Origin of the sequence: Aestuariirhabdus haliotis (genome assembly GCF_023509475.1) — a bacterium.
In the GTDB taxonomy this organism is placed as follows: Bacteria; Pseudomonadota; Gammaproteobacteria; order Pseudomonadales; family Aestuariirhabdaceae; genus Aestuariirhabdus; species Aestuariirhabdus haliotis.
The window spans coordinates 14,436-33,750 of record NZ_JAKSDZ010000034.1 but is presented as its reverse complement, the minus strand read 5'-3'; the positions used below and the strand labels follow the sequence as shown (position 1 = coordinate 33,750).

18 protein-coding genes are annotated in these 19,315 nt (G+C 52.1%); 5 read left to right on the top strand and 13 right to left on the bottom strand.

What is annotated here, in order from left to right:
- Positions 1-500 precede the first annotated feature (500 nt).
- The 6 genes from MIB40_RS15180 to MIB40_RS15155 all read right to left on the bottom strand — a co-directional run bounded on the left by MIB40_RS15180 (position 501) and on the right by MIB40_RS15155 (position 4,485).
- Positions 501-1,025, bottom strand: coding sequence for a hypothetical protein (locus MIB40_RS15180; protein ID WP_249695985.1), 525 nt, complete (start codon positions 1,023-1,025; stop codon positions 501-503).
- A gap of 98 nt (positions 1,026-1,123) precedes the next feature.
- A complete protein-coding gene (locus MIB40_RS15175; protein WP_249695984.1) occupies positions 1,124-1,987 on the bottom strand; it encodes a hypothetical protein in 864 nt (287 codons plus the stop codon).
- 852 nt (positions 1,988-2,839) lie between these two features.
- Positions 2,840-3,178, bottom strand: a complete 339-nt coding sequence (locus MIB40_RS15170) for an immunoglobulin domain-containing family protein (protein WP_249695982.1) — start codon at positions 3,176-3,178, stop codon at positions 2,840-2,842.
- Positions 3,179-3,283: 105 nt separating this feature from the next.
- The gene (locus MIB40_RS15165) at positions 3,284-3,625 is read right to left on the bottom strand and encodes an HAD family hydrolase (protein ID WP_249695981.1); all 342 of its coding nucleotides are present in this window, start codon (positions 3,623-3,625) and stop codon (positions 3,284-3,286) included.
- A 107-nt stretch (positions 3,626-3,732) separates the two neighbouring features.
- Entirely contained in the window at positions 3,733-4,125 is a 393-nt protein-coding gene (locus MIB40_RS15160) for a hypothetical protein (protein ID WP_249695978.1), read from the bottom strand.
- 81 nt (positions 4,126-4,206) lie between these two features.
- Positions 4,207-4,485: a hypothetical protein gene (locus MIB40_RS15155; protein WP_249695976.1), complete on the bottom strand. Its 279-nt coding sequence runs from the start codon at positions 4,483-4,485 to the stop codon at positions 4,207-4,209.
- Positions 4,486-5,285: 800 nt separating this feature from the next.
- Here MIB40_RS15155 and MIB40_RS15150 point away from each other — a divergent pair.
- On the top strand, positions 5,286-5,516 hold the full coding sequence (locus MIB40_RS15150) for a FeoA family protein (protein ID WP_249695974.1): 231 nt from the start codon (positions 5,286-5,288) through the stop codon (positions 5,514-5,516).
- Positions 5,517-7,622: a ferrous iron transport protein B gene (gene feoB / locus MIB40_RS15145; RefSeq protein WP_249695973.1), complete on the top strand. Its 2,106-nt coding sequence runs from the start codon at positions 5,517-5,519 to the stop codon at positions 7,620-7,622. It abuts the gene before it with no gap.
- A gap of 84 nt (positions 7,623-7,706) precedes the next feature.
- Here feoB and MIB40_RS15140 read toward each other — a convergent pair whose 3' ends face one another.
- Entirely contained in the window at positions 7,707-8,321 is a 615-nt protein-coding gene (locus MIB40_RS15140; RefSeq protein ID WP_249695971.1) for a LysE family translocator, read from the bottom strand.
- A 335-nt stretch (positions 8,322-8,656) separates the two neighbouring features.
- Here MIB40_RS15140 and murI point away from each other — a divergent pair, with 335 nt between their 5' ends.
- Positions 8,657-9,484 (top strand): glutamate racemase, encoded by an 828-nt coding sequence (murI, locus tag MIB40_RS15135; RefSeq protein WP_249695969.1) that lies wholly within the window; start codon positions 8,657-8,659, stop codon positions 9,482-9,484.
- Between the two features lie 16 nt (positions 9,485-9,500).
- Here the strand turns inward: murI and MIB40_RS15130 are convergent, their stop codons facing one another.
- From MIB40_RS15130 to MIB40_RS15115, 4 genes are read right to left on the bottom strand one after another with little or no spacing between them, the layout of a single operon-like run.
- On the bottom strand, positions 9,501-10,448 hold the full coding sequence (locus MIB40_RS15130; protein WP_249695967.1) for a helix-turn-helix domain-containing protein: 948 nt from the start codon (positions 10,446-10,448) through the stop codon (positions 9,501-9,503).
- Complete coding sequence (locus MIB40_RS15125; protein WP_249695965.1) at positions 10,445-13,579, bottom strand: efflux RND transporter permease subunit; 3,135 nt, start codon at positions 13,577-13,579, stop codon at positions 10,445-10,447. The genes MIB40_RS15130 and MIB40_RS15125 overlap by 4 nt, the downstream gene beginning before the upstream one ends.
- The gene (locus MIB40_RS15120) at positions 13,576-14,790 is read right to left on the bottom strand and encodes an efflux RND transporter periplasmic adaptor subunit (protein ID WP_249695963.1); all 1,215 of its coding nucleotides are present in this window, start codon (positions 14,788-14,790) and stop codon (positions 13,576-13,578) included. The genes MIB40_RS15125 and MIB40_RS15120 overlap by 4 nt, the downstream gene beginning before the upstream one ends.
- Entirely contained in the window at positions 14,787-15,674 is an 888-nt protein-coding gene (locus MIB40_RS15115) for an ABC transporter six-transmembrane domain-containing protein (protein WP_249695960.1), read from the bottom strand. Before MIB40_RS15115 ends, MIB40_RS15120 begins: the two co-directional genes overlap by 4 nt.
- 260 nt (positions 15,675-15,934) lie before the next feature.
- Between MIB40_RS15115 and MIB40_RS15110 the strand changes: the two genes are divergently transcribed.
- The gene (locus MIB40_RS15110) at positions 15,935-16,318 is read left to right on the top strand and encodes a hypothetical protein (protein ID WP_249695958.1); all 384 of its coding nucleotides are present in this window, start codon (positions 15,935-15,937) and stop codon (positions 16,316-16,318) included.
- Positions 16,319-16,369: 51 nt separating this feature from the next.
- On the opposite strand, the gene MIB40_RS15105 is transcribed toward MIB40_RS15110, so the two are convergent.
- Positions 16,370-17,245, bottom strand: a complete 876-nt coding sequence (locus MIB40_RS15105; protein ID WP_249695956.1) for a LysR family transcriptional regulator — start codon at positions 17,243-17,245, stop codon at positions 16,370-16,372.
- Between the two features lie 171 nt (positions 17,246-17,416).
- Between MIB40_RS15105 and MIB40_RS15100 the strand changes: the two genes are divergently transcribed.
- Positions 17,417-18,283: a PhzF family phenazine biosynthesis protein gene (locus MIB40_RS15100; RefSeq protein WP_249695954.1), complete on the top strand. Its 867-nt coding sequence runs from the start codon at positions 17,417-17,419 to the stop codon at positions 18,281-18,283.
- Here MIB40_RS15100 and MIB40_RS15095 read toward each other — a convergent pair whose 3' ends face one another.
- The gene (locus MIB40_RS15095) at positions 18,284-19,273 is read right to left on the bottom strand and encodes a TDT family transporter (protein ID WP_249695952.1); all 990 of its coding nucleotides are present in this window, start codon (positions 19,271-19,273) and stop codon (positions 18,284-18,286) included.
- Between the last annotated feature and the right edge of the window lie 42 nt (positions 19,274-19,315).

The following is a 19,315-nucleotide window of genomic DNA, read 5'->3' as shown; positions in this document are numbered from 1 at the left end:
TTCTGGCAACGCAAGGAGGCATCCTGCCTCCAGCGTTGGCTCGACGTCCATGTCTCACCCCTACGGGCCTATTCGAATCATTAACCACCTGCTTGTCGTTCTGAAAGGGAGGTGGGGTATTGTGCCAAGCTGCAATATTTTGCCCGGATAAGGGCTCTAATCTCTTAAGCCCCCGCAGTGCGCTGTCATCCTTTTGGCTGCCCCTTGACTGAGTGAACTATAACTGAATGCACAAGCAAGCCCGACCTTTGAAGCGCCAGACCCAAGGGTAACCGATAAATTTCCAGTAGCGTTTTGATAAATCAAAACACCTGCTCAGCAATACATTGAACAGGCAGACTCTCTATAGGTTTTTGGTGCAGCCTCCCCAAAGGCAAGCCCACCATGAAAATATCGAAAGCGGTGAAAAAAGTGTTTCTAGTAAATAACAGCACTGAGCAAGTGCTGTTTTAGGGTCTTTTTGTTTCTTTACAAGGCCCGGTCGTCTAGGTGTTAGAATTCTATGTAATCTTAAAATATAAATAAGTAATAAAAACAAGAATACATAGAAAAGAATAACTAAATAAATTAAACATAAAAGAGTGTTTTAGTAAATCTTTAGCCGATACTTCGATAGACCAAAATTTAAACTTTTTTAGAAAATAATACTCAATAAATACGGTTCCAACGTATGCCAGAACCAAATCCACACTTAATGAAAGCCACCATATTAAGTTCATTGTTTCCTTGGCAGTTTCACTAACTAAGTAAAAAATAGGCTCTAGCTGAACAATCATCATAAAAATTGGTAAAGCAACGACACCAAACAAAGTTGAATAAATATTAAACTTTATTATGGAGCTATTTAATGCAGGATAATGTTCACGGTTAACAAAGCGCTTCAAGTAAGCTTTCTCAATAAAAAATACAAATATAATTCCTATAAAGAAAGCGTAAGTATTTAACATCCAGATGATGGGCAACCCACCATTTGCATAGCAAACTGATGGAAAGAAAAGCGCTAGCAATAAAAAACACTTTCTCAAATGCAACTCCATTCTTGGCGAGATTAACGCCTCGCTAAGGGACAATACTGCATGGGCTTATTAGAAATCTTTAGGTGAATTGACACCACAGTCGCTTGTTAGGCTGTGACTTCATGGGCAGTAATTCTTTGTAAGGATATAAAGACTTCATCAATATATGATTTCCCAGTTTGCTTCTCGAACTCTTCCAAAAGATAGTCCTCAAACCATAGCCAATAACCCGTACTATCTTCTCTATCGTCATCATCGCCTTGAACACACCCGGAATAACGTGAAGTACTTGCCAATACCTCTTTTTCTACAGATAGTTCCTTGCCCCGATTCTTTTCTTCTAGCAGTTCAAGTAATTTCTCTGCATGTTCATTGTATTGTAAGAATTCTTTTACCTTCAGTTCTTTCTCTGCAGCCCACTGCTTTTTAACAAAATCACTGATTAGTGGGTTAATCTGCGTCAAGTAATTCGAAACTCTGACATGCACTAACCTTTGAACATATCCATTTTCCTCTAGTGCAGAATTACTTAAGTCAGACATATTAAGAGTTTCATTTTTCAAAGTTAATTTTCTTAAGGTGGCTTTTTGCTCAAAATGTAGATGTTCAAATGAACTTTGAATTTTTTTCAGAAGTCGTTTTTGTTTTTCTTCTTCTTCTATTCTTTGAATCTCTGCCTTTTCTAATTCCAATTTTTGGTTAAGATCCGCTTCTTTCTTTGACTTATGTAGCTTCCATAAATATTCAATAGACCAAGAAATCACTTGCCCAACAAGGGAGCCGCACCCTACACCTAAAAGAAGCAGGATTATTGAAAGCTGCTCTTTAGATATTTGGGTTTCTGAGATAATTGGCTCAAGGTATTTCCATGAAATCAATAGCGTCACGGCTACAGTAATGTACTTTACACAAGCCTTCGGTGAAGTAAGGGCTGCCAGTAGCTTTATTATCGTACCTGCTGTCTCACTCACTTAATTCTCTCCTTGGAAGCCTAACGCCGTGGTTTGGGGCTGACATGGAGCGTCAGCGGAATGGCAGTCCCAGCCGAAGGCGGCAACACACATCCTGTGTACGCCCAGCATGGGCATGAACTAATGAGGTGAAAGTCCTCTGTAGGAAGATCACCGCCGAAAACCGTGTTGTTATTAGGCGACAACTACTGGCGAATGGCAAGGGCTTGACCGTGAGGTCTGGTCTGAAGGAAGCCGCTAGGGAAACTGCGAGCTGATGAACAAGAACATCATATGAGGCGTAGGCTGAAGGCGAGTTGGCACAAGACAACGAAGCCATGTGATCTAACGGCCACCGTAAATGATGCAGTGTGCGCCCGAGCAAAGCGACCAAGTGCCCTTGGGGTACAGGGAAAGTTCATGTCCTTATCTGGGGAGATCTGCTTAACAGGCGATCGGTCATTAACCAGTCAGGCTCTGGTATAGAAGTGCCTTGGCTCTCGGATTTCGTCACACCGAGAGAGCGAATAGACGACAGCCGATAGCGCTTTCGGGGGCAACCTCGTTGGTGATTAAGCAGAAGTCAGCAGACGGCATAGTAGCCAAACGCCCATCGTAATGGTTGGGACAGGGTGCCAAAAGTAGGCGCCTGTAGGCGAAGGCCTGAACTCGAAAATCAATGAGGTGCCTGTGCAGCTCAACTGCTCCATATCCGACCGGACTTAGGGGCGTTGGCGCAAAATCAGAAGCCGTCATTGGAGTAAGAAGGAGGTAATCGGCCGGCTTACTTTGAGCGTTTTCGGGAAACGCCCTGTGCGGACCCGCATGCAGGGTGTTGTGGGGGCTGAGGGTTAGAAACCCTTGGCTACCCGATTACATGTGAACGTGGCACTCGAAACGTTCCTTCTTAAGCTTAGGATCAATAACACCAGCAACTTCTTGCACTATATTATCGCCCTCCGGAGTAAGAGCCATTAAGTATACGCCCGACCAATTATCCCAGCCCCAGCCTAAAACAACTTCACCAATTTTTACGTCACCTAAGATCTCGCTTACATATGAAGTTGGAGGTCCAACAGGTTTAGCATCGAATTGTGTTTCAAGTAGCTGGCAAAAAACAGGAAAGAATGACGACTTTGCATTCTCAATGTCGTAACTCAAGTACCCATTCTTAGCTTTACCAATTTTGCCCAGTAATCTCTTTTTACTCATGACATGTAACGTTTTTGTTTACCGGCGACAAAACGCGCAGCGGTTTGGAGTCCTAGCCCGGCAGCACGAAGTGCTGGATTTATAGGGCGATGGTACAACTCATTGTTACTTTTTGCTTATGATAAGTTCTTTGTATTCGTCTATTGTTTTGTCGGGACATTCATTTGGGTGTAACTCGATTAGATTACTCCAAGTAGATACTTTCATATCGTCGAGCATTACTTCCGGTTTAGGGAGAAAGCCTTCAAAACAATCCAAAATTCCAAATTCCTCCGCGCTATTCTTAGCATACTCTGCACCGCCAGAACTCCAACAATACAATGTAGCGCCTTGAGATTTTAGACTTTTCACATGTTCTATTACATGTGGCATCGGAATTCGCTTTGTACCGTAATTTCTAACAAATGTCTCATCTACATCTACATACACGTAGAAGGGCCGGTTCATACAATTCCTCATACTAAAAGTAACGCCTGCATTTGCGGCGGTTTTGGAGTGAGGGACGAGCGGAAAAACCGTCCAAGCCACGCAGTGTCTGATGCAACATGCACTTGTTATAAATCACAACCCCAAACTCCGCTATCCTTTAAATAGAAAAACAATTGAACATTGTAACGCTCAGCATATTCACGTGCTATTAGGTTTAGCTTCGCGTGCTCATAGTTCTCAATAGCATCCGAGGTCCCTTTAATTGGCTTGGTCTTAGATTCAATTTCTTCCCAGCTAGAAAAGCATTTATTTGGAACACTGGGAATGCTCAACGAATAACCATACACTGCCATAAACCTATAATCTTTATTATCTATAGCTTCCAATGCATCCTCTATTGGATCGGCTGAGTACAACCAACCCATTTCCTCAAGGATCTCTTGCTCAAGTTTCTCTCTTTCAGTCTTTTCACAAGATGCAATTGTGAGGCAAGCGAAGAGTATCAGTACGTACCTCATAATTTATAACGCCGCGGTTTGGGGCTGGCATGGAGCGCCAGCGGAATGGCAGTCCCAGCCGAAGGCGACAACACCGCCTTGTTAAGTATTGCCATCAGGATACACATTGTTTTCATACCATGATTCTGAGTGAACCTCTCCTGGGGCGGACTCTATTGCCTTTTTAACCTGATCTAACGGAATTTGAACTATCTTTCCATCCAGTTCAATTTCAAACCACAGGGACTCATCTTTATCATCAGCAGAGATTGTGACTAAGTCCCACGATAGATTATCAATAGTGGAATTGATCACGAGCTTTTTTCCATCATCTACCGTCCCGAACCAAAGTAGTTCAGTTTCAGGTCTAATTTTCTTCATAGCACTTGATACTTAACAGCTAATTATAAGGAAGAACGTCCCCTTTCCTTTTTTGGGGTCCATTGTTGTTCATTCGGTTCAAAATTTCTTTATCTAGAAAAAACACCAATAAAATCAATACGCTGAAAGCCCATAAAAAATTAACTTCACGGAAAACAGGTCCTTTCCATGCGCTTTTAGGTTAACTCCTGATCTCCCTATGCTATCTGGCAGCCCTTAAAAATCAATCAGTTAGAGATCAGTTTTCCTTGTACAGACGACGTTCTTCCACTGTACACGGAAATAACGAGTTCACGAGATGGATGCATCGTAACCAAAAGAAATAGCCTGTGACCTGACATCTATTTGTTACAGCACCGACGAGCACCCAACTTTCCTCCCTCTAAACCGACAAGCGTATCGTTCAGAATTCGAATAGGCCCGCAGGGGCGAGACTTGGATGTCGAGCCGTCTCGTTTGGGCAGGATGCCCTGTCGAGACGCCCGAAAACTGATCGCTTCGCGCGTGAAGCCGAAGGCCGGTTTCGTGGAGGAGCCGGGATTCTTAAGGGGGTGGCGGTCCGCCCCCTTAAGGCACCCGTCGGGGTGCGTCCCGACATAACATCTACCCATAGGAAACTCTCAAGGTGTTGATTATTAACAAATATCAACTGGGTTGTCCCTCATAATTCATGCCATTTCAGGTCTTTAAAAAACAACCTGACTGCAACCTTGACCCAAATCAGCTTTAGCTTAATCTCGGCTTAAAGTAGGAATGGTTATCATTTAGCATGCACCCATTGATGTTTGAGAGTAGCCAAAATGACCCTGGATAAGTTGCCCGTTGGCCAAGCGGCCGTTGTACAAAGTTACCATCCCTTATCAACTGCGCAGAGCAGCCAGTTCCTGGCTCTGGGTATTGTTCCCGAGACACCGGTGCAGGTGTTGCGCACGGCACCCTTCGGGTGCCCGCTGCAAGTCAAGATCGGTCATTCACTGCTCAGCATTCGCAAAGCAGAAGCCGCATTAGTGGTATTAAAAGGCAGCGAATAAATGACAAAGCAAACCATCGCGCTGGTTGGTAATCCCAACTGCGGCAAGACCACGTTGTTCAATGGACTGACCGGACGTCACCAGACGGTGGGCAACTGGCCGGGGGTGACGGTTGATCGTAAGGTGGGCCAGTGTCGCACCGAGAACCAGACCTACGATGTGGTCGATCTGCCGGGCATCTACTCTCTGGAGCAGGATCAGCTGGGGCTGGACGAATCCATCGCGCGCTCGTTTCTGGATAATGACAAGCCCGACCTGATCCTCAATATTGTCGATGCCTCGACCCTCAATCGCCAGCTGTTACTGACCCATCAATTGCGTGATCTGGGTATTCCGATGTTGGTGGTGGTGAACATGATCGATGTCGCCGAGGCCCATCATATTCGGGTCGATCTGGTCGCGCTGTCGAAGGCGCTGGGTGTGCCGGTGATGGGTGCCGTGGCATCGAAAAAAAGCTCTATCGAGACCGTCAAACAGGCTTTGTCCACGGCGACGGTGCCGGTTGTGGAGGACGCTGCCAGTGAGTTGATGGCGCGTCATCAGCAGGTGCAAGCCTGGGTGACACTGGCGGTTACTATCGAACAGGAGCGCAAGACCCTGACCGAGCGAGTGGACGGGGTGATTCTGAATCGGTGGTTCGGGGTGCCGGTGTTTCTGGCTGTGATGTATCTGCTGTTTACCTTCGCTATTAACGTGGGTGCGGTCTTTATCGACTTCTTCGATATTTTACTGGGCGCCTGGCTGGTTGATGGCAGCCGGGAGATCCTGACCCAGGTATCGGCTCCGGAATGGCTGATGGTATTAATCAGCGATGGTCTGGGGGGCGGAATTCAATTGGTGGGAACCTTTATTCCCGTGATCGCCTTTCTCTATGTCGGCTTGTCGGTTCTGGAAGGGTCGGGTTATCTGCCCCGGGCGGCTTTCGTGGTGGACCGCCTGATGCGCAGTATTGGTTTGCCCGGCCGCGCCTTTGTGCCGCTGATTGTGGGTTTTGGTTGTAACGTGCCCTCGGTAATGGCCTCGCGTTCGTTGCACAATCCTTACGATCGCATGATCACTATCGCCATGACACCCTTTATGTCTTGCGGTGCCCGGTTAACGGTGTATGCCCTGTTTGCGGCCGCGCTCTTTACCTCTAACGGTCAAAATGTGGTGTTCGCGCTGTACTTGCTGGGTGTGGTGATGGCGGTATTGACCGGTTGGGTGTTCCGCAAGGCGTTTCCGGCCAGTCAGATGTCATCTTCAATTATGGATCTGCCCGCGTACCATGTACCGACATTGCGTAACGTATCCACCAACACCTGGCATCGCCTGAAAGGCTTCTGCCTGGATGCGGGTAAAACCATTATTCTGGTGGTGGTGGCGCTCTCCTTTATAAATTCCTGGGGCACCGATGGCAGTTTCGGTAACGAGAACAAGCAAAACTCGGTGCTCAGTGCGGTCAGTAAAGTAATCACTCCGGTGTTTACCCCAATGGGCATCGAGCAGGACAACTGGCCGGCGACGGTGGGTATTATTACCGGTATTTTTGCCAAGGAAGCGGTGGTGGGTACTCTGGATTCCCTCTACGCGGATGTCGCCGGGGTGACTTCGGATGAGGAGGGTGACACGACTCTGTGGGGCTCAACCGGTGAAGCCTTCAGCAGCATTGGCGACAATGCCCGTGGCTTGCTGGACAGCCTGACCGATCCGCTGGGGATCAGTGTCGACAGCTATGCCAGTGCCGAAGAAGCGGCGCAGGAGCAGGGCGTGCGTGAGGCGACTCTGTCCAAGATGGCCGAACTCTTTGTGACTCCCCTGGCGGCGTTTTGTTATCTGGTGTTTATTCTGCTCTACACCCCCTGCGTTGCTGTAATGGGCGCTCTGGTGCGGGAGTCGGGCAAACACTGGGCCTGGGTGGTGATTGGCTGGAGCACTGTGCTGGCCTATGCCACCGCAACCAGCCTGTATCAGGTCGGTACCTTTATGCAGCACCCGCTGTTCTCCTTCAGCTGGTTATGCGGCATGGCCGTCATGATGTACGGCGCCTTTCGAGTGTTAAAGCGTGCCGCGGTAAGCGAAGTGAAACGAGCCGGCTTGATTCCTGTTGTAGCGCTGGGGTCATGAGCTGGTATGGAGTCGTTGCGTCAATTTACGATTAATACTCATATTTGTGCTGTTGTCACGATATTGGGTTATAGGCTGTGTTGGTTAACGCTCGCTTAGCGCCAGTTTGGCGCCCATAGCGACAAAGGCGCCCGAAAAACTGCGCTGAACCCACCGCACGATGACGGGAGAGTTGGACAGGTAATGACGCACGGCGTTGGCAAAGAGGCCGTAAAAGATAAAGACCACCAGAGTCAAAAACATAAAGACGGCGCTGTGCGTTAACAGACCAGCGACCGGGGATGCACTGTTTTGTGGCACAAATTGAGGCAGGAAAGCGAGAAAGAAGATCGACAGTTTGGGGTTCAGAATATTGATCAAAAAAGCTCGCAGTGCGATTTTCCAGTCGTTACGCTGAACGGCTTTGCCCGACAGATCCAGCGTGCCGGAATCGCGCCACATGCTCCAGGCCAGATAGCCAAGGTAGATTACCCCGGCAAATTTCAGGATTTGAAATGCCACACTGCTGGCATGTAACAGTGCGGCCAGACCGGCAATACTGGCTAGTAGATGTGGCACGATTCCCAAGGTACAACCGGCCGCAGCAAACAGGCTGGCGCGTTTGCCCTGAGTCAGCCCGGCAGACATCGTGAAGATCACGCCTGTGCCGGGCAACAGGACAACAATCAGGGATGTAATAAAGAATTCGATTGAGGGCATGGCTCTTCCCTGGCGTTATGAAGGTTTCCAGAATCTATGTGGACAACTGTTTAACACAAGCATGCAATAGACCTCTTCGATACAGTCGAACTCGCAGCGTGGGAGGCTAAACCCGTCATCCTGACCAGTGTTGGTTTATCGTCATCAAATTGCGTACAGGACAATCTACCAGCTTTCATGATTTGAGCGAAGGTCGACTTCGAAGCTTGAGACCGCAGAACGCTCGTTATGGGCTGGTTATAGACTCAATAAAATGCAATAACAGGTACAATGGCTGCGGCCAACCCTCCGGCGTATGCCGATAAAAACCCGATAAGATTTCGTTGATGGAAGCGATGACAGCACAACAGATTCTGATTTTCGATTCCGGCGTCGGCGGTTTGTCGATCTACCGGGAGATCCTGAATGCGACCAGGGGTGTCGATTGCCATTACCTGTTTGACAATGCCTTCTATCCTTACGGTGAGTTGGACGACCAGTTTCTGGTCAAGCGGTTGCTGTCCTTACTCGATCGTTTTTGCCAACATCAACGCATAGATCTCATCGTGATCGCCTGCAATTCGGCCAGTACGGTAGCGCTTGAGGCGCTGCGCAAGCATCTAAAGGTGCCGGTCGTGGGGGTGGTACCGGCGATAAAGCCGGCGGCGCAACTGACTCAAAATGGCATTATCGGGTTGCTGGCAACCCCGGCGACGGTCAAGCGTGATTATACGGCGCAGCTTATCAGACGCTTTGCCCCTGCCGCCCAGGTGCTCAGTATTGGTTCCACTGAGCTGGTGGCACTGGCCGAGCAAAAGATGCGAGGGTTGCCGGTCACTGTTGAGCAAGTGCGTGCGCAGATCGCTCCCTGGATGGACGGTACTGACACGCCCGATACTCTGGTGCTGGGCTGCACCCATTTCCCACTGCTCGGGGAAGAGATTGCCGGCTGTTTTGACAGGCCAGTGCATCTGGTGGATTCGGGTGCGGCGATTGCCAATCGCGTCCTCCAGCTGCTGAAAAAGTCACTGTCTAATACGACCGCTACTCATTTCGCTTATTGCACCCGGCCGCTGGAAAACAGCGAGCATGCTGGTCTGACCTCGATGTTTTCCCGGCATGGCTTTCAAGCCTTGCAGGTCTTTGCCTCAAGCGGAGACGGTATGGAATCGTTCGGCTTTTAAGACGAATCCAGGATCGCTATGGCTGTTTGATGGATAACGATAACCGGATTTCGATCGCCGCGTTATCGACCAGCAACTGCTCCGGATTATAAATCTCTTCGATGCAATAACCCCGCGGGTCCGGCTCCAGGTTGTGTGCCATCAGGTATTCATACAGCGCTTCCCAGGCGATGATATAGCCGGTCTCGCTAGCCACCCGAACGCGGCTGCACAGGAAGTACCCAGCAGGAATGATGAAGCGCTTGAAGGATGGCAGGGGTTGCTTCGGCTCGGTACCGGTGAGGGCATAACCCAAATGCAGGGTTTGCTGGTGGTAGGGCTTATCGTCCTCGGTGGCGGCCATGATCTCGACGAGTGGGCCGCTAAAGTGTTGGCCGAAATCCTGATGCACCCTGGCAACGCCTTGCAAGCTGGGCGGGCACAGGGTTTGGCTCCAGAATTCGCGTTGAGCACACTGCACCACCTGATATTCGATCTTATCGGCCAGATGACGTTCGATGGTGGATTGCTGTGTTTTTTCCGGGTGCCCCAACTTGGCCAGGATTAATTCGAACTCCTCGGGGTAACTCCTGTTGCGTAGATCGCGAATAGCCAGGGCCGATAAACCGATTTCCCGTTTTAGCGCTTTGGCCAATGCCTGGGATGATGAGAAACCACAACCCAGGGCGATATCGGTAACACTCCAGTCGGGTTCATCGAACAGTAATTGGACCGCCCGCTTCAGTCGCAGTCGCTTGAGGTATTGTGAGGGTGTTTCATGGAAAGCTGCCTTGAACAGGCGGTGAAAATGAAACGGTGAAATGGCGCAGTGTTCGGCTACCTGCTTCCAGGCGGGTGGCGGTGTCTGATCCAGAGTCTGTTCAAGAAAGAGTACCGCTTTGGTCAGCCGCTGCCGCCAGTTGTCCGGCAGTTGTTCCAACAGAAACTCTTCTGGAATCAGGCTGTGGGCAATGTCCCTGGTCATGAACTTTCCTGTTGAGTGGCCACTGGCAGGATCCTCGAATCATAGCACGGTGCAGAGTTGGCTGAGGGTGCTTTATACAGCCCCAGGCTCAGTAGCAGAGGTATCAGCAGCAGGGTGATCGGGGTGGCGAAGAGTTCACCAAAGACCAATGAAACCGCTGCGGGTTTTAGATACTGTGCCTGTTCCGAGGTTTCCAGTAACAGCGGCAGCAATCCGCATACGGTGGTGACGGTGGTGAGAAAAATGGCTCGCAAGCGGCTGCGTCCTGCGGCGATCAGAGCCGCGGGCATCGGCAAGCCCTCAGCCAACAGCTGATTGAACCGGGTGATCAGTACCAGGGAGTCGTTAATCACCACGCCAGTCATCGCCATCATGCCGAACAGCGATAAGATGCTGACCGGCAGCCCCAATACACCATGACCAATAATGGCGCCGGCAAAGCCAAAGGGGACCACGGATATCACAACCAGCGGTTGCCAGTAGGATGACAACGGGATGGCCAGTAACACGAAGATCATCATCAGGGTCAGGATCATCGCTTTGCGAAAGCCGCTGCGCACTTCGCTGATCTCTTCAAACTCACCGACGGCCTGTATGCTGACGCCCGGAAATTGCTGTTCAATATCGACCACAGATTCTTGCTGCAAGCGTGCCCAGACCGCCTCCGGTGACAGGATGGAACGGTCCTGGCGCCAATGAATATTGACCACTCGATCGCGATTTCGCCGGTGTAAAATCTGTGGCTCGTGACTGCTGCTGACCTCGACGATGTCGGACAGCGGCACGTAGCTGTTCCCCAGTGCAACCGGAGTGCTCCATAGCTGTTCGAGGCTGCGCCGTTGTTCGTCGGCCAGGCGGATGATCAGTCGGGTGTCTTCACCATCGACCAGTAATCGATTGACTTCGAGTCCGCCGAAGGCACCACCCACCAGTATCGCCAGATCCTGTTTGCTGACGCCCAGTTGCCGGCCTCGTTCGTTGACCCTTAGCTGCAGCTGGCGTTGACCGCCTTTACTGTCATCCGAGACATCCTGCACTCCGGGTAAAAGCCTAAGCTTGTCTTGCAACGCCTGGGAGGCTTGTCGAGCCAGCTCCCGGTCACGAGCGGCAACCGCAATGGTGGTGCCGCCGGCCAGTTCGTCGGATGCGGAAAAGGTTACTGCATAGGTGCCTTCTAGCGGCATGGCTTGCTCGCGCCATCGATTGACCAGGGCGCCGGTGGGTAAGTGGCGCAGTGCCTCGGAACTGAGTTCGGCGGTTATTTCGATCTCCTGTGCGTAGATAACGGCATTGATCAGACGCTGCACCGGTGGTTGTTCCAGCTGGTATTCCTGCTGCAAGGCTGTGCTGGCTTGATGAATGGCGGTTTCCAGTCGTTGCGCATTCTCGAGACTCAGAGCCTGGGGTGCGTCATTGTGCATTACCACGGTAGCTGTCAGATAACGCCCGGGAATTTCCGGAAAGAAGGCGCTGCGGATCTGCCCGGTGGCCAGCGCGCCATAGGCGAGCAGGAAAACACTCAGGAACAGTATCAACACTGCCCAACGATGATCCAGGGCGGCGCGTAGCATGGGTTGATAACAGGATCTGCCAAACCCTTCGAGCCCCCGATTAAGAAACGCCTGAAGGCGATTAAAGACACCAAGAATACCCTGTCGCGAGGGCGTGCGCCTGGCAAAGCTGAGGTGAGAGGGCAGAATAAATTTGCTTTCGATGGTGGAAAAAATCAGGGCAAAAATAACCACTGCAGAAAACCCTGCGAGCACCTTGGCCAGTTCATTGTTGATCCATAGCATCGGAGAGAAAGCCGCGATGGTGGTCAGGGTGCCGAACAGGGTGGCAATGGAGACCCGGTCAACGCCGATGCGGGCTGCCGTTTTAGGGTCGCTGTGGCGTTGCCGGGTTTCATGAATGCTTTCGCCCACCACGACGGCATCATCCACCAATATACCCAGCGCCAGAATCATGCCGAACAAGGTGATGTCGTTGATACTGTAATTGAATTGCGGCAGATCCATCAGGCTCAGCGCACCGGCAATCGATATGGGGATGCCCAGGGCGACCCAAAAGGCCAGCCGTAGATCGAGAAACAGCCCCAGCAATACCAATACAATAAGCAGTCCCTGCCAGGCGTTGGTGCTCAATAGTGAGAGTTGCTCTTTTATGTAGGGCGTCATATCCGCCATAACATCGAGTTTGATATCCGCCGGTAGTTGGGGCGCCAAATTTTGCAGGGTATCTTCGATCGCTTCGCTGACACGAAACAGATGATCCCGTGCACTGGTCGAAATCATTAAGGCGATGGCTGGTTGGCCCTGGAAACGCACCACGGAATCATCGTTATCGAAGCCTCGGCTGATCCTGGCGACCTCCTGTAGCAAGACATTACCATGCTGGCCGGTCACCATGGGGAGCTGCTTGAGTTGTTGCAGATCATCGGCATGGCCGTCGCCGCGCAGCAACAACGTGCCCTGGGCGGTTTTGAGTTCACCGCTGCGATATTCCAGCGACCAGCTCTGCAGAATCTGTTGCAGTTGACGAATGCTCAGTCCGTATCGCTTTAGCTCCAGAGGATCGGGTTCGATCAATAATACCTGCTGGCGTTTACCGAAGTTGGTGACCTGGGAAATATCCGGATGTTTTTTTAACGCCTGTTCAACCCGCGCCGCCGATCGCTGCAGCAGGTCGGCATCGAGGTCACCAGCAACCAGCACAAAGGCGGCCAGGTTGCTGAATTCGTCCCGGCGAATTTTCGCTGGCTCAGCCTGGGGGGGGAAGCCCTCGATACTGTTGACGCGATTGCGAATATCTTCCAGCAAGCGATCCAGATTCGTATCCGACGTTTTGACCACGCTGACTTCTGCGCGGCCATGCATCGACTGGCTGATAACTCGCTGGATGCCGGGAACCGCGCTGATCGCCTGTTCGATGCGCCGGGTAATGCTGTCGTCCAGTTGTTGTGGCGTGCCCCCGGGGTAATCCACGCTGATGAGCAGTCGAGACGGTGGTGTTTGCGGAAAGGACTCCACTCGCAAATTGTTCAGGGATAAAACCCCGGCGGCGAGCACCAGCACCATCAGCAGATTGGCGGCGACCGGATTATCCAGAAACCAATCGGTTAACCATTTCATGGCTGGCTCCTGACGACCAGATTGGGGTCGTTGTTCGCCCGGATGGCGGCCGCGTTTGATAAATCGACTTCGAGCCTGGGTGTAACCTGCTGACCTGCCAGCATACTGCTCAGAGGATAGCGTACCAGGCGCCGGGGCTGTTTCGGATTCTGTAAAAAACGGATCTGGATATGATCCTGGGTGCTGGACAGTAACTCGACCGCTTCGGGTCTCAGTTGATCCTTGTCGTTCAGGGTCCAGACATAACCGTCGTGGGTGAGGGCCGAGGCAGGGGCCGTGAAGATATCGTCGCGCAGGGGCGTGTCGAACCAGACATCGACCTGCTGGTCCGGCAACAGGGATGGCGTTTTATCGTAAGGCTCGGGCACCTTCAGCACGATTAGTCGTTGGCGAGTATTGGGGTCTCGTGATGGGTGAACATAACGCACCTGGGCGGGCCATTGTTGGCCCTGTTCCGTCACCACTCGAACGGCGACACCGGTGTCCAGTTGAGTTAACTGTTGCCAGCTCGAATCGGACAGGCGAACCCGAACATCCAGCGAGTCACTGGCGGCAACTTTGAGCAAGGCCACGCCACTCTCGACCCATTGCCCAGGAGTCACGCTGCGTTCCAATACGATAGCGTCGAAGGGGGCCTGTATCCGGGTGTCATCGAGCCGTTGCTGGGCATGCTCCAGGGCGCTTTGGGCCGCGCGGGTAGCTGCCTTGGCGGCCTCTATCTGGGGCTTATGTTTGGCCAGGGGAGTTAACAGGCGACCGCCCATTTTCAGGGCCACTTTCTGTTCGTGTTGGGCACGGGCCTGACTAAGCCGCGCGGCGGCCAGGCGCATCTGCGCGTCTTCCCGAGCGGCAAGGTAGGGGCTGGCCTCCAGGGTGACCAGTACCTGGCCTGAACGCAAGCGCGTGCCGGGTTCCAGAGGGTTTGCCAATGACAACACTCGCCCCTCGACGGCGGCTGCCATCTCGGTCGCCCAGCGCGGCTCGGTGAGTCCAGTGGTGTGCAGCTTCAAGGGTGTGGCTTGAGGCCGCAACTCCACCAGACTGACCGGCAACAAGGCCCGGGGGCGTGACTCCATCGGAGTCTCGGGTGGTGGCTCATTCAGCCAGCCAATGGCACCGCCAAGAATCATCAAACTGAGCACAACAAAAGGCCAGCGGCGGCGCTGTTTGGGCAGGCTTGTATCGGGCTCGACGGAGACAGGATTGTTCATAATGGTGGCAACTCGTTGGACCGGTGTGGTGTGGAGGCCGGATGATTGATGCGCAGGGTGATCTCCTGTAATCGGGTCAGTGTTTGCAAACAGATCGGCAGCATGATGGCGGCACTGACGTATTCCCAGGAGTAGGTCACGATTGAGAAAATGGAGCCGGCGCTGACCTCGGGCAAACCCACGCTGCCCCACAGATTGGCGATGATAAAGACTGTTGCTAGCAGAAAGATGGAGCCATAGGTGATGGCCTCGGTATCGGATAATCGGACTTCGGATTGCTTCAATCGCAGTAGGTGGTGCCTCAGTCGTGAGCGTCTGCCACTATCCAGTACCGAAACCTGCTGTTCCCGTTGCCCGTTAAGAGCGGCGTTCAAGCGATAAAAACGACCATGGAACAGGGCGTAGAACAACAGCATAAGCAGCGTCAAAAGTATTGCCGAGAGCGCCAGATAATGATGGAAGCTCGCTAAAATAATCAGCGCGATCACCGCTTGCACGATGGCTGTTATCAGCTCGGGCATCTCCTCTTCGAGAAAATCGACCAGCTCGCGCACCATATCGAGCCGTGCGTTGCGGGTTGAAACCGGCAGGTTTGGGCTGCGTTGCTCGATCAGTAGCCCCATATTGACGCGAATCGCTCCATAGATGCGGGTGTCGTAAATGCGACGGATTACAGCAACCGCCACCAGGAACATCAGACACATCGCCAGTTGCAGCAGGGCTGTGGCAGACCCGGCCAGCAGGTCATCAATCGCAAACCCGATCAGCAGTGGAATCATCGCCAATGCGATGTTCTCCAGCACCACCAATGCCAGGGTGATGGAGATCGGGCGACAAAAACGCTGGATGATGTTGCGGAGGCTGATCGCACCTGACAAGCTCATAAAAGGGTCTCATTAAATCGGTAGGTCAAGATTACCCAGGTGAAGCCCCGGCGGCGTGTCCCAGATTGCTCAGTTGGTAAAAACGGCGCTTCGTTAGCTTTGGGTCAGCACAATCGATTTTGCTTTACGACGGAATCGGTTATATAAAGTGCGCCAGTCTGAATAAGGTTTGCTCCGACTCCCTTTGCTGTGAAGTCGAAATACAACAGTAATAAACGCAGAAGTAGACGTAGAAATAGCCGTAGGAAAAAGGAACAGGAATGTCCAATAAAAACGCCTTTATGGACGCGCTGGAACGAGAAATTGGCCAGGCTCGCCGGCAACGATTGCGAGCAGCGGTAGCCCATAATTTTATTATTTTGCTAACCATCGTCTGCGGCGCGCTGACCACCTATTGGGCGGCGGTTGGCCTGGAGGATAAGCAGCTGTTGGCCATTCTGGCTGCCATCACCACATTGTCGGGCACGCTGGAGAAAACCTTTGCCTTTGGCAAGGCCAAAGCCGGTTACCGCTCGGCCAAAACCCAGTTTGAAAAGCTCAGGAATGAGCTGATGAAAATAGATGGCGATACGGTGCCCGATCCCTACATTGATAAACTAAACCGCATCAAAGAACTGAAGGTCGAACTGACCGATGGCAACTAAGGTCGGTAATATGTCGGACCGTTGCTTGGTATGCTTTTTTATCCATCGCGGCTACTCAAAATAGTTTGATTGCGTGCCCTGTATCAAAGGGCGCTGATTTTCGATGACTTGCTCCAGATAGTCCTTGCAGGCTCGAACTCGGGCGGTGGTGCGCAGATCGACGTGGTTGAGCATCCATAGCCCCCAGTCGGATAAGCCGATATCCAAATCGAGTCGTCTCAGCTCAGGTTCTGTATCGCCGATATAACAAGGCAGTTTGGCGATGCCCAGACCGCTTTTCACGGCGACGGCCATGGAACCCACATCGTTAACACGCAGCACCACCCTGGCGTCTTCAAAATGATCGGTGACCCATGGGGGAGGTTGCCTTTCACTTTGAAACAGGATCACAGGCACCGGTGTTGTCAGCTGGCTTAGGGCCGTCGAAGTACCATAAATACCATGACGCAGTTTCATCAATTCGCGCCCGATCAGGTAATCGGGCGGTGATGCTGTCATGCGTATAGCAATATCGGCTTCAATGGCGGCCAGATCGACCAGACCGGTTGTCATCATCAGTTGTAGGTCGATGCTCGGGTAACGCTGACAGAAAGTTCCAATGTGCGGCAGAATCAGCCGATTGGCCAGCTCATGAGCAATCGTCAGTTTCAGCGGGCCGGCCAGAGCCGAATCCTGATGAGAGGCCTGGCGATGCAGTTGCTGAACTTTTTCCTCGAGATGCACGACCTGATCGAACAGATTTTCGGCCGCCTGGGTCATGGCATAACCTTGACGAGAACGGTCAAACAGTCGTGTGTCCATTTGCTGTTCCAGCGCCTGGATGCGTCTGGCGACGGTGGTGTGTTTGACCCCCAGCAAGCGCCCGGCACCACTGACCGAGCCTTCGCGGGCCAGGGCCAGGAAAAATTTCAGATCGTTCCAGTTCATGATGGTCTCGGCAGGGTGATTAACGCCGTTGAAGGCGGAGAGGTGGCATCACTTTAATTGTGCAATATCGGGTATCAGATGTTCATAATAGAACATTTATAGTCGTTTATGCACAGTCTATAGTTTCCGCATCACATCGAACAGTACCCATCGCAGGGCAAGGAGATCGACATGGTATCTGGCACTCTCAAACGCATCGCGGCTTTTACGACTATTCCCGAGGGGGGCAATCCGGCAGGTGTCTGGGTGGGCAGTGAGTTACCCCCGGTAGAGCAGATGCAGCGCATGGCCGCGGAAGTCGGCTTTTCGGAAACCGCCTTTGTGGCCCCTGAGACCGGCGCGCAACGCACCATTCGTTTCTTCAGTCCGGAGGCCGAGGTGCCATTTTGCGGCCATGCCACCATTGCCACCGGGGTCGCATTGGCGCAATCGGATATGGCGCAGGGACAAGCGCCAGAAGCTTATCAACTGACCACCACTGTCGGAGAGGTGCCTGTGTCGGTGACGACTACAGAGACCGGTGACCAGCAGGCGACCCTGGTGTCCGTCGAGCCCCGCTATGAATCTGCTCCAGAACCACTGGTGACGGCGACATTGCAGGCGCTGGGTTGGTCGCAGGATGAACTGGATGAGTCGATTCCGCCAGCCCGGGCTTATGCAGGCGCCTGGCATCTGGTGCTGGCGGTGAACAGCAAATCTCGGTTGGACCGCTTGCAGTATGATTTCGAAACGGTGAAATCCCTGATGTTGAAAAATGACCTGACAACTCTGCAGCTGGTTTGGAAAGAAAGTGATGAACTGTTTCATTCCCGTAACCCTTTCCCGGTAGGCGGCGTTGTCGAAGATCCGGCTACAGGTGCAGCAGCGGCAGCATTTGGCGGCTATTTGAGAGAAGCAAAGTTGATATCAATACCTGCTCGATTAACCCTGCGCCAGGGCGAAGTGATGGGGCGACCCAGCCGGATCAGAGTCGATATCCCTGAGACAGGTGGCATTGCCGTTAGTGGTGCGGCGGTGGTGATGAGTCTGCCTGAGTAGCTAATTTGTCGAAAGAATATCGTTTTTGGGTTTGGCGAAATGAATCACAAAACGCAGGGTGACATAGCTGATCACCAGGGTGGCCAGGGCCAGTTCTATTTTGGCCAGAATCAATACCTGATAAATCACTTCTGGGTTCACGTTCCAGGATGCCAGCTGGTCCGCCGTTTTAAACAGAGCCGTCGCCCCTATGGCCATGGGAAAGGTAAAGGCCGCATAACCGGGAGTGAAGGGCAGCAGTAGCAGTTGGGCGAAGGCGATGTAGACAATAAAGGTCATCAGTACGGCGATGCCAAACAAGACCAGGATAACCAGCGCATAAGGATTTTCTATCAGGCTCAGATAGCCGGCGATGGAAAGGCTGGCGGGTGCGGCAAGAATGGCAATAGTGGGTTGTGCGCCGGGTTGAATGTTTTCTTTGAAGATCAATCGGTAGAACATCAATGGCAGCATAATGGCGTAACAAACCAGGCCAAAGTAAAGGCAAAGTTCGGCAATAGTATAGAGCAAGCCAAAACTCTCTCCATGGTAAGAGACCGCAGCCACGACTATACCCACCGGTGGTACAAACCAGCTCGGTACCATATGTTCCCATTCAAACTGCAACAGACGGTGATAGACAAAGGTCACCAGAAAACCGGCGTGCAGGATGACCGCCGCTAGCCACAGGGCATGGCCGATCTGCTCGTGATGGTGCTGAATAATCGCGTTGCTGACCAACATCAAACCCATGGCAAAGGTGGGGGCAACGCTGCCCACCACCGGATGTTTGAGGTCGTTGAGGAGTGTCCCGGGATGCAACACAAAGCGAACACTTAACAGGCTCAGCAATAGGCCGGCAATGATCGCTGTGAGGGTCTGAACGACGCCGCCCATGATCAATACCGCGTCGAGTATGATGCCGATACTGGCGATGCCCAATGCCAGACCCGCGACGGGGGTGGGAAAGTTACGCAGCTGTTGTGAGAGCTTTTTTAAATTGGTGGACATAAAAGCGTCTGTGTCAGGGTATGAATAGCACAGTGTAGTTCA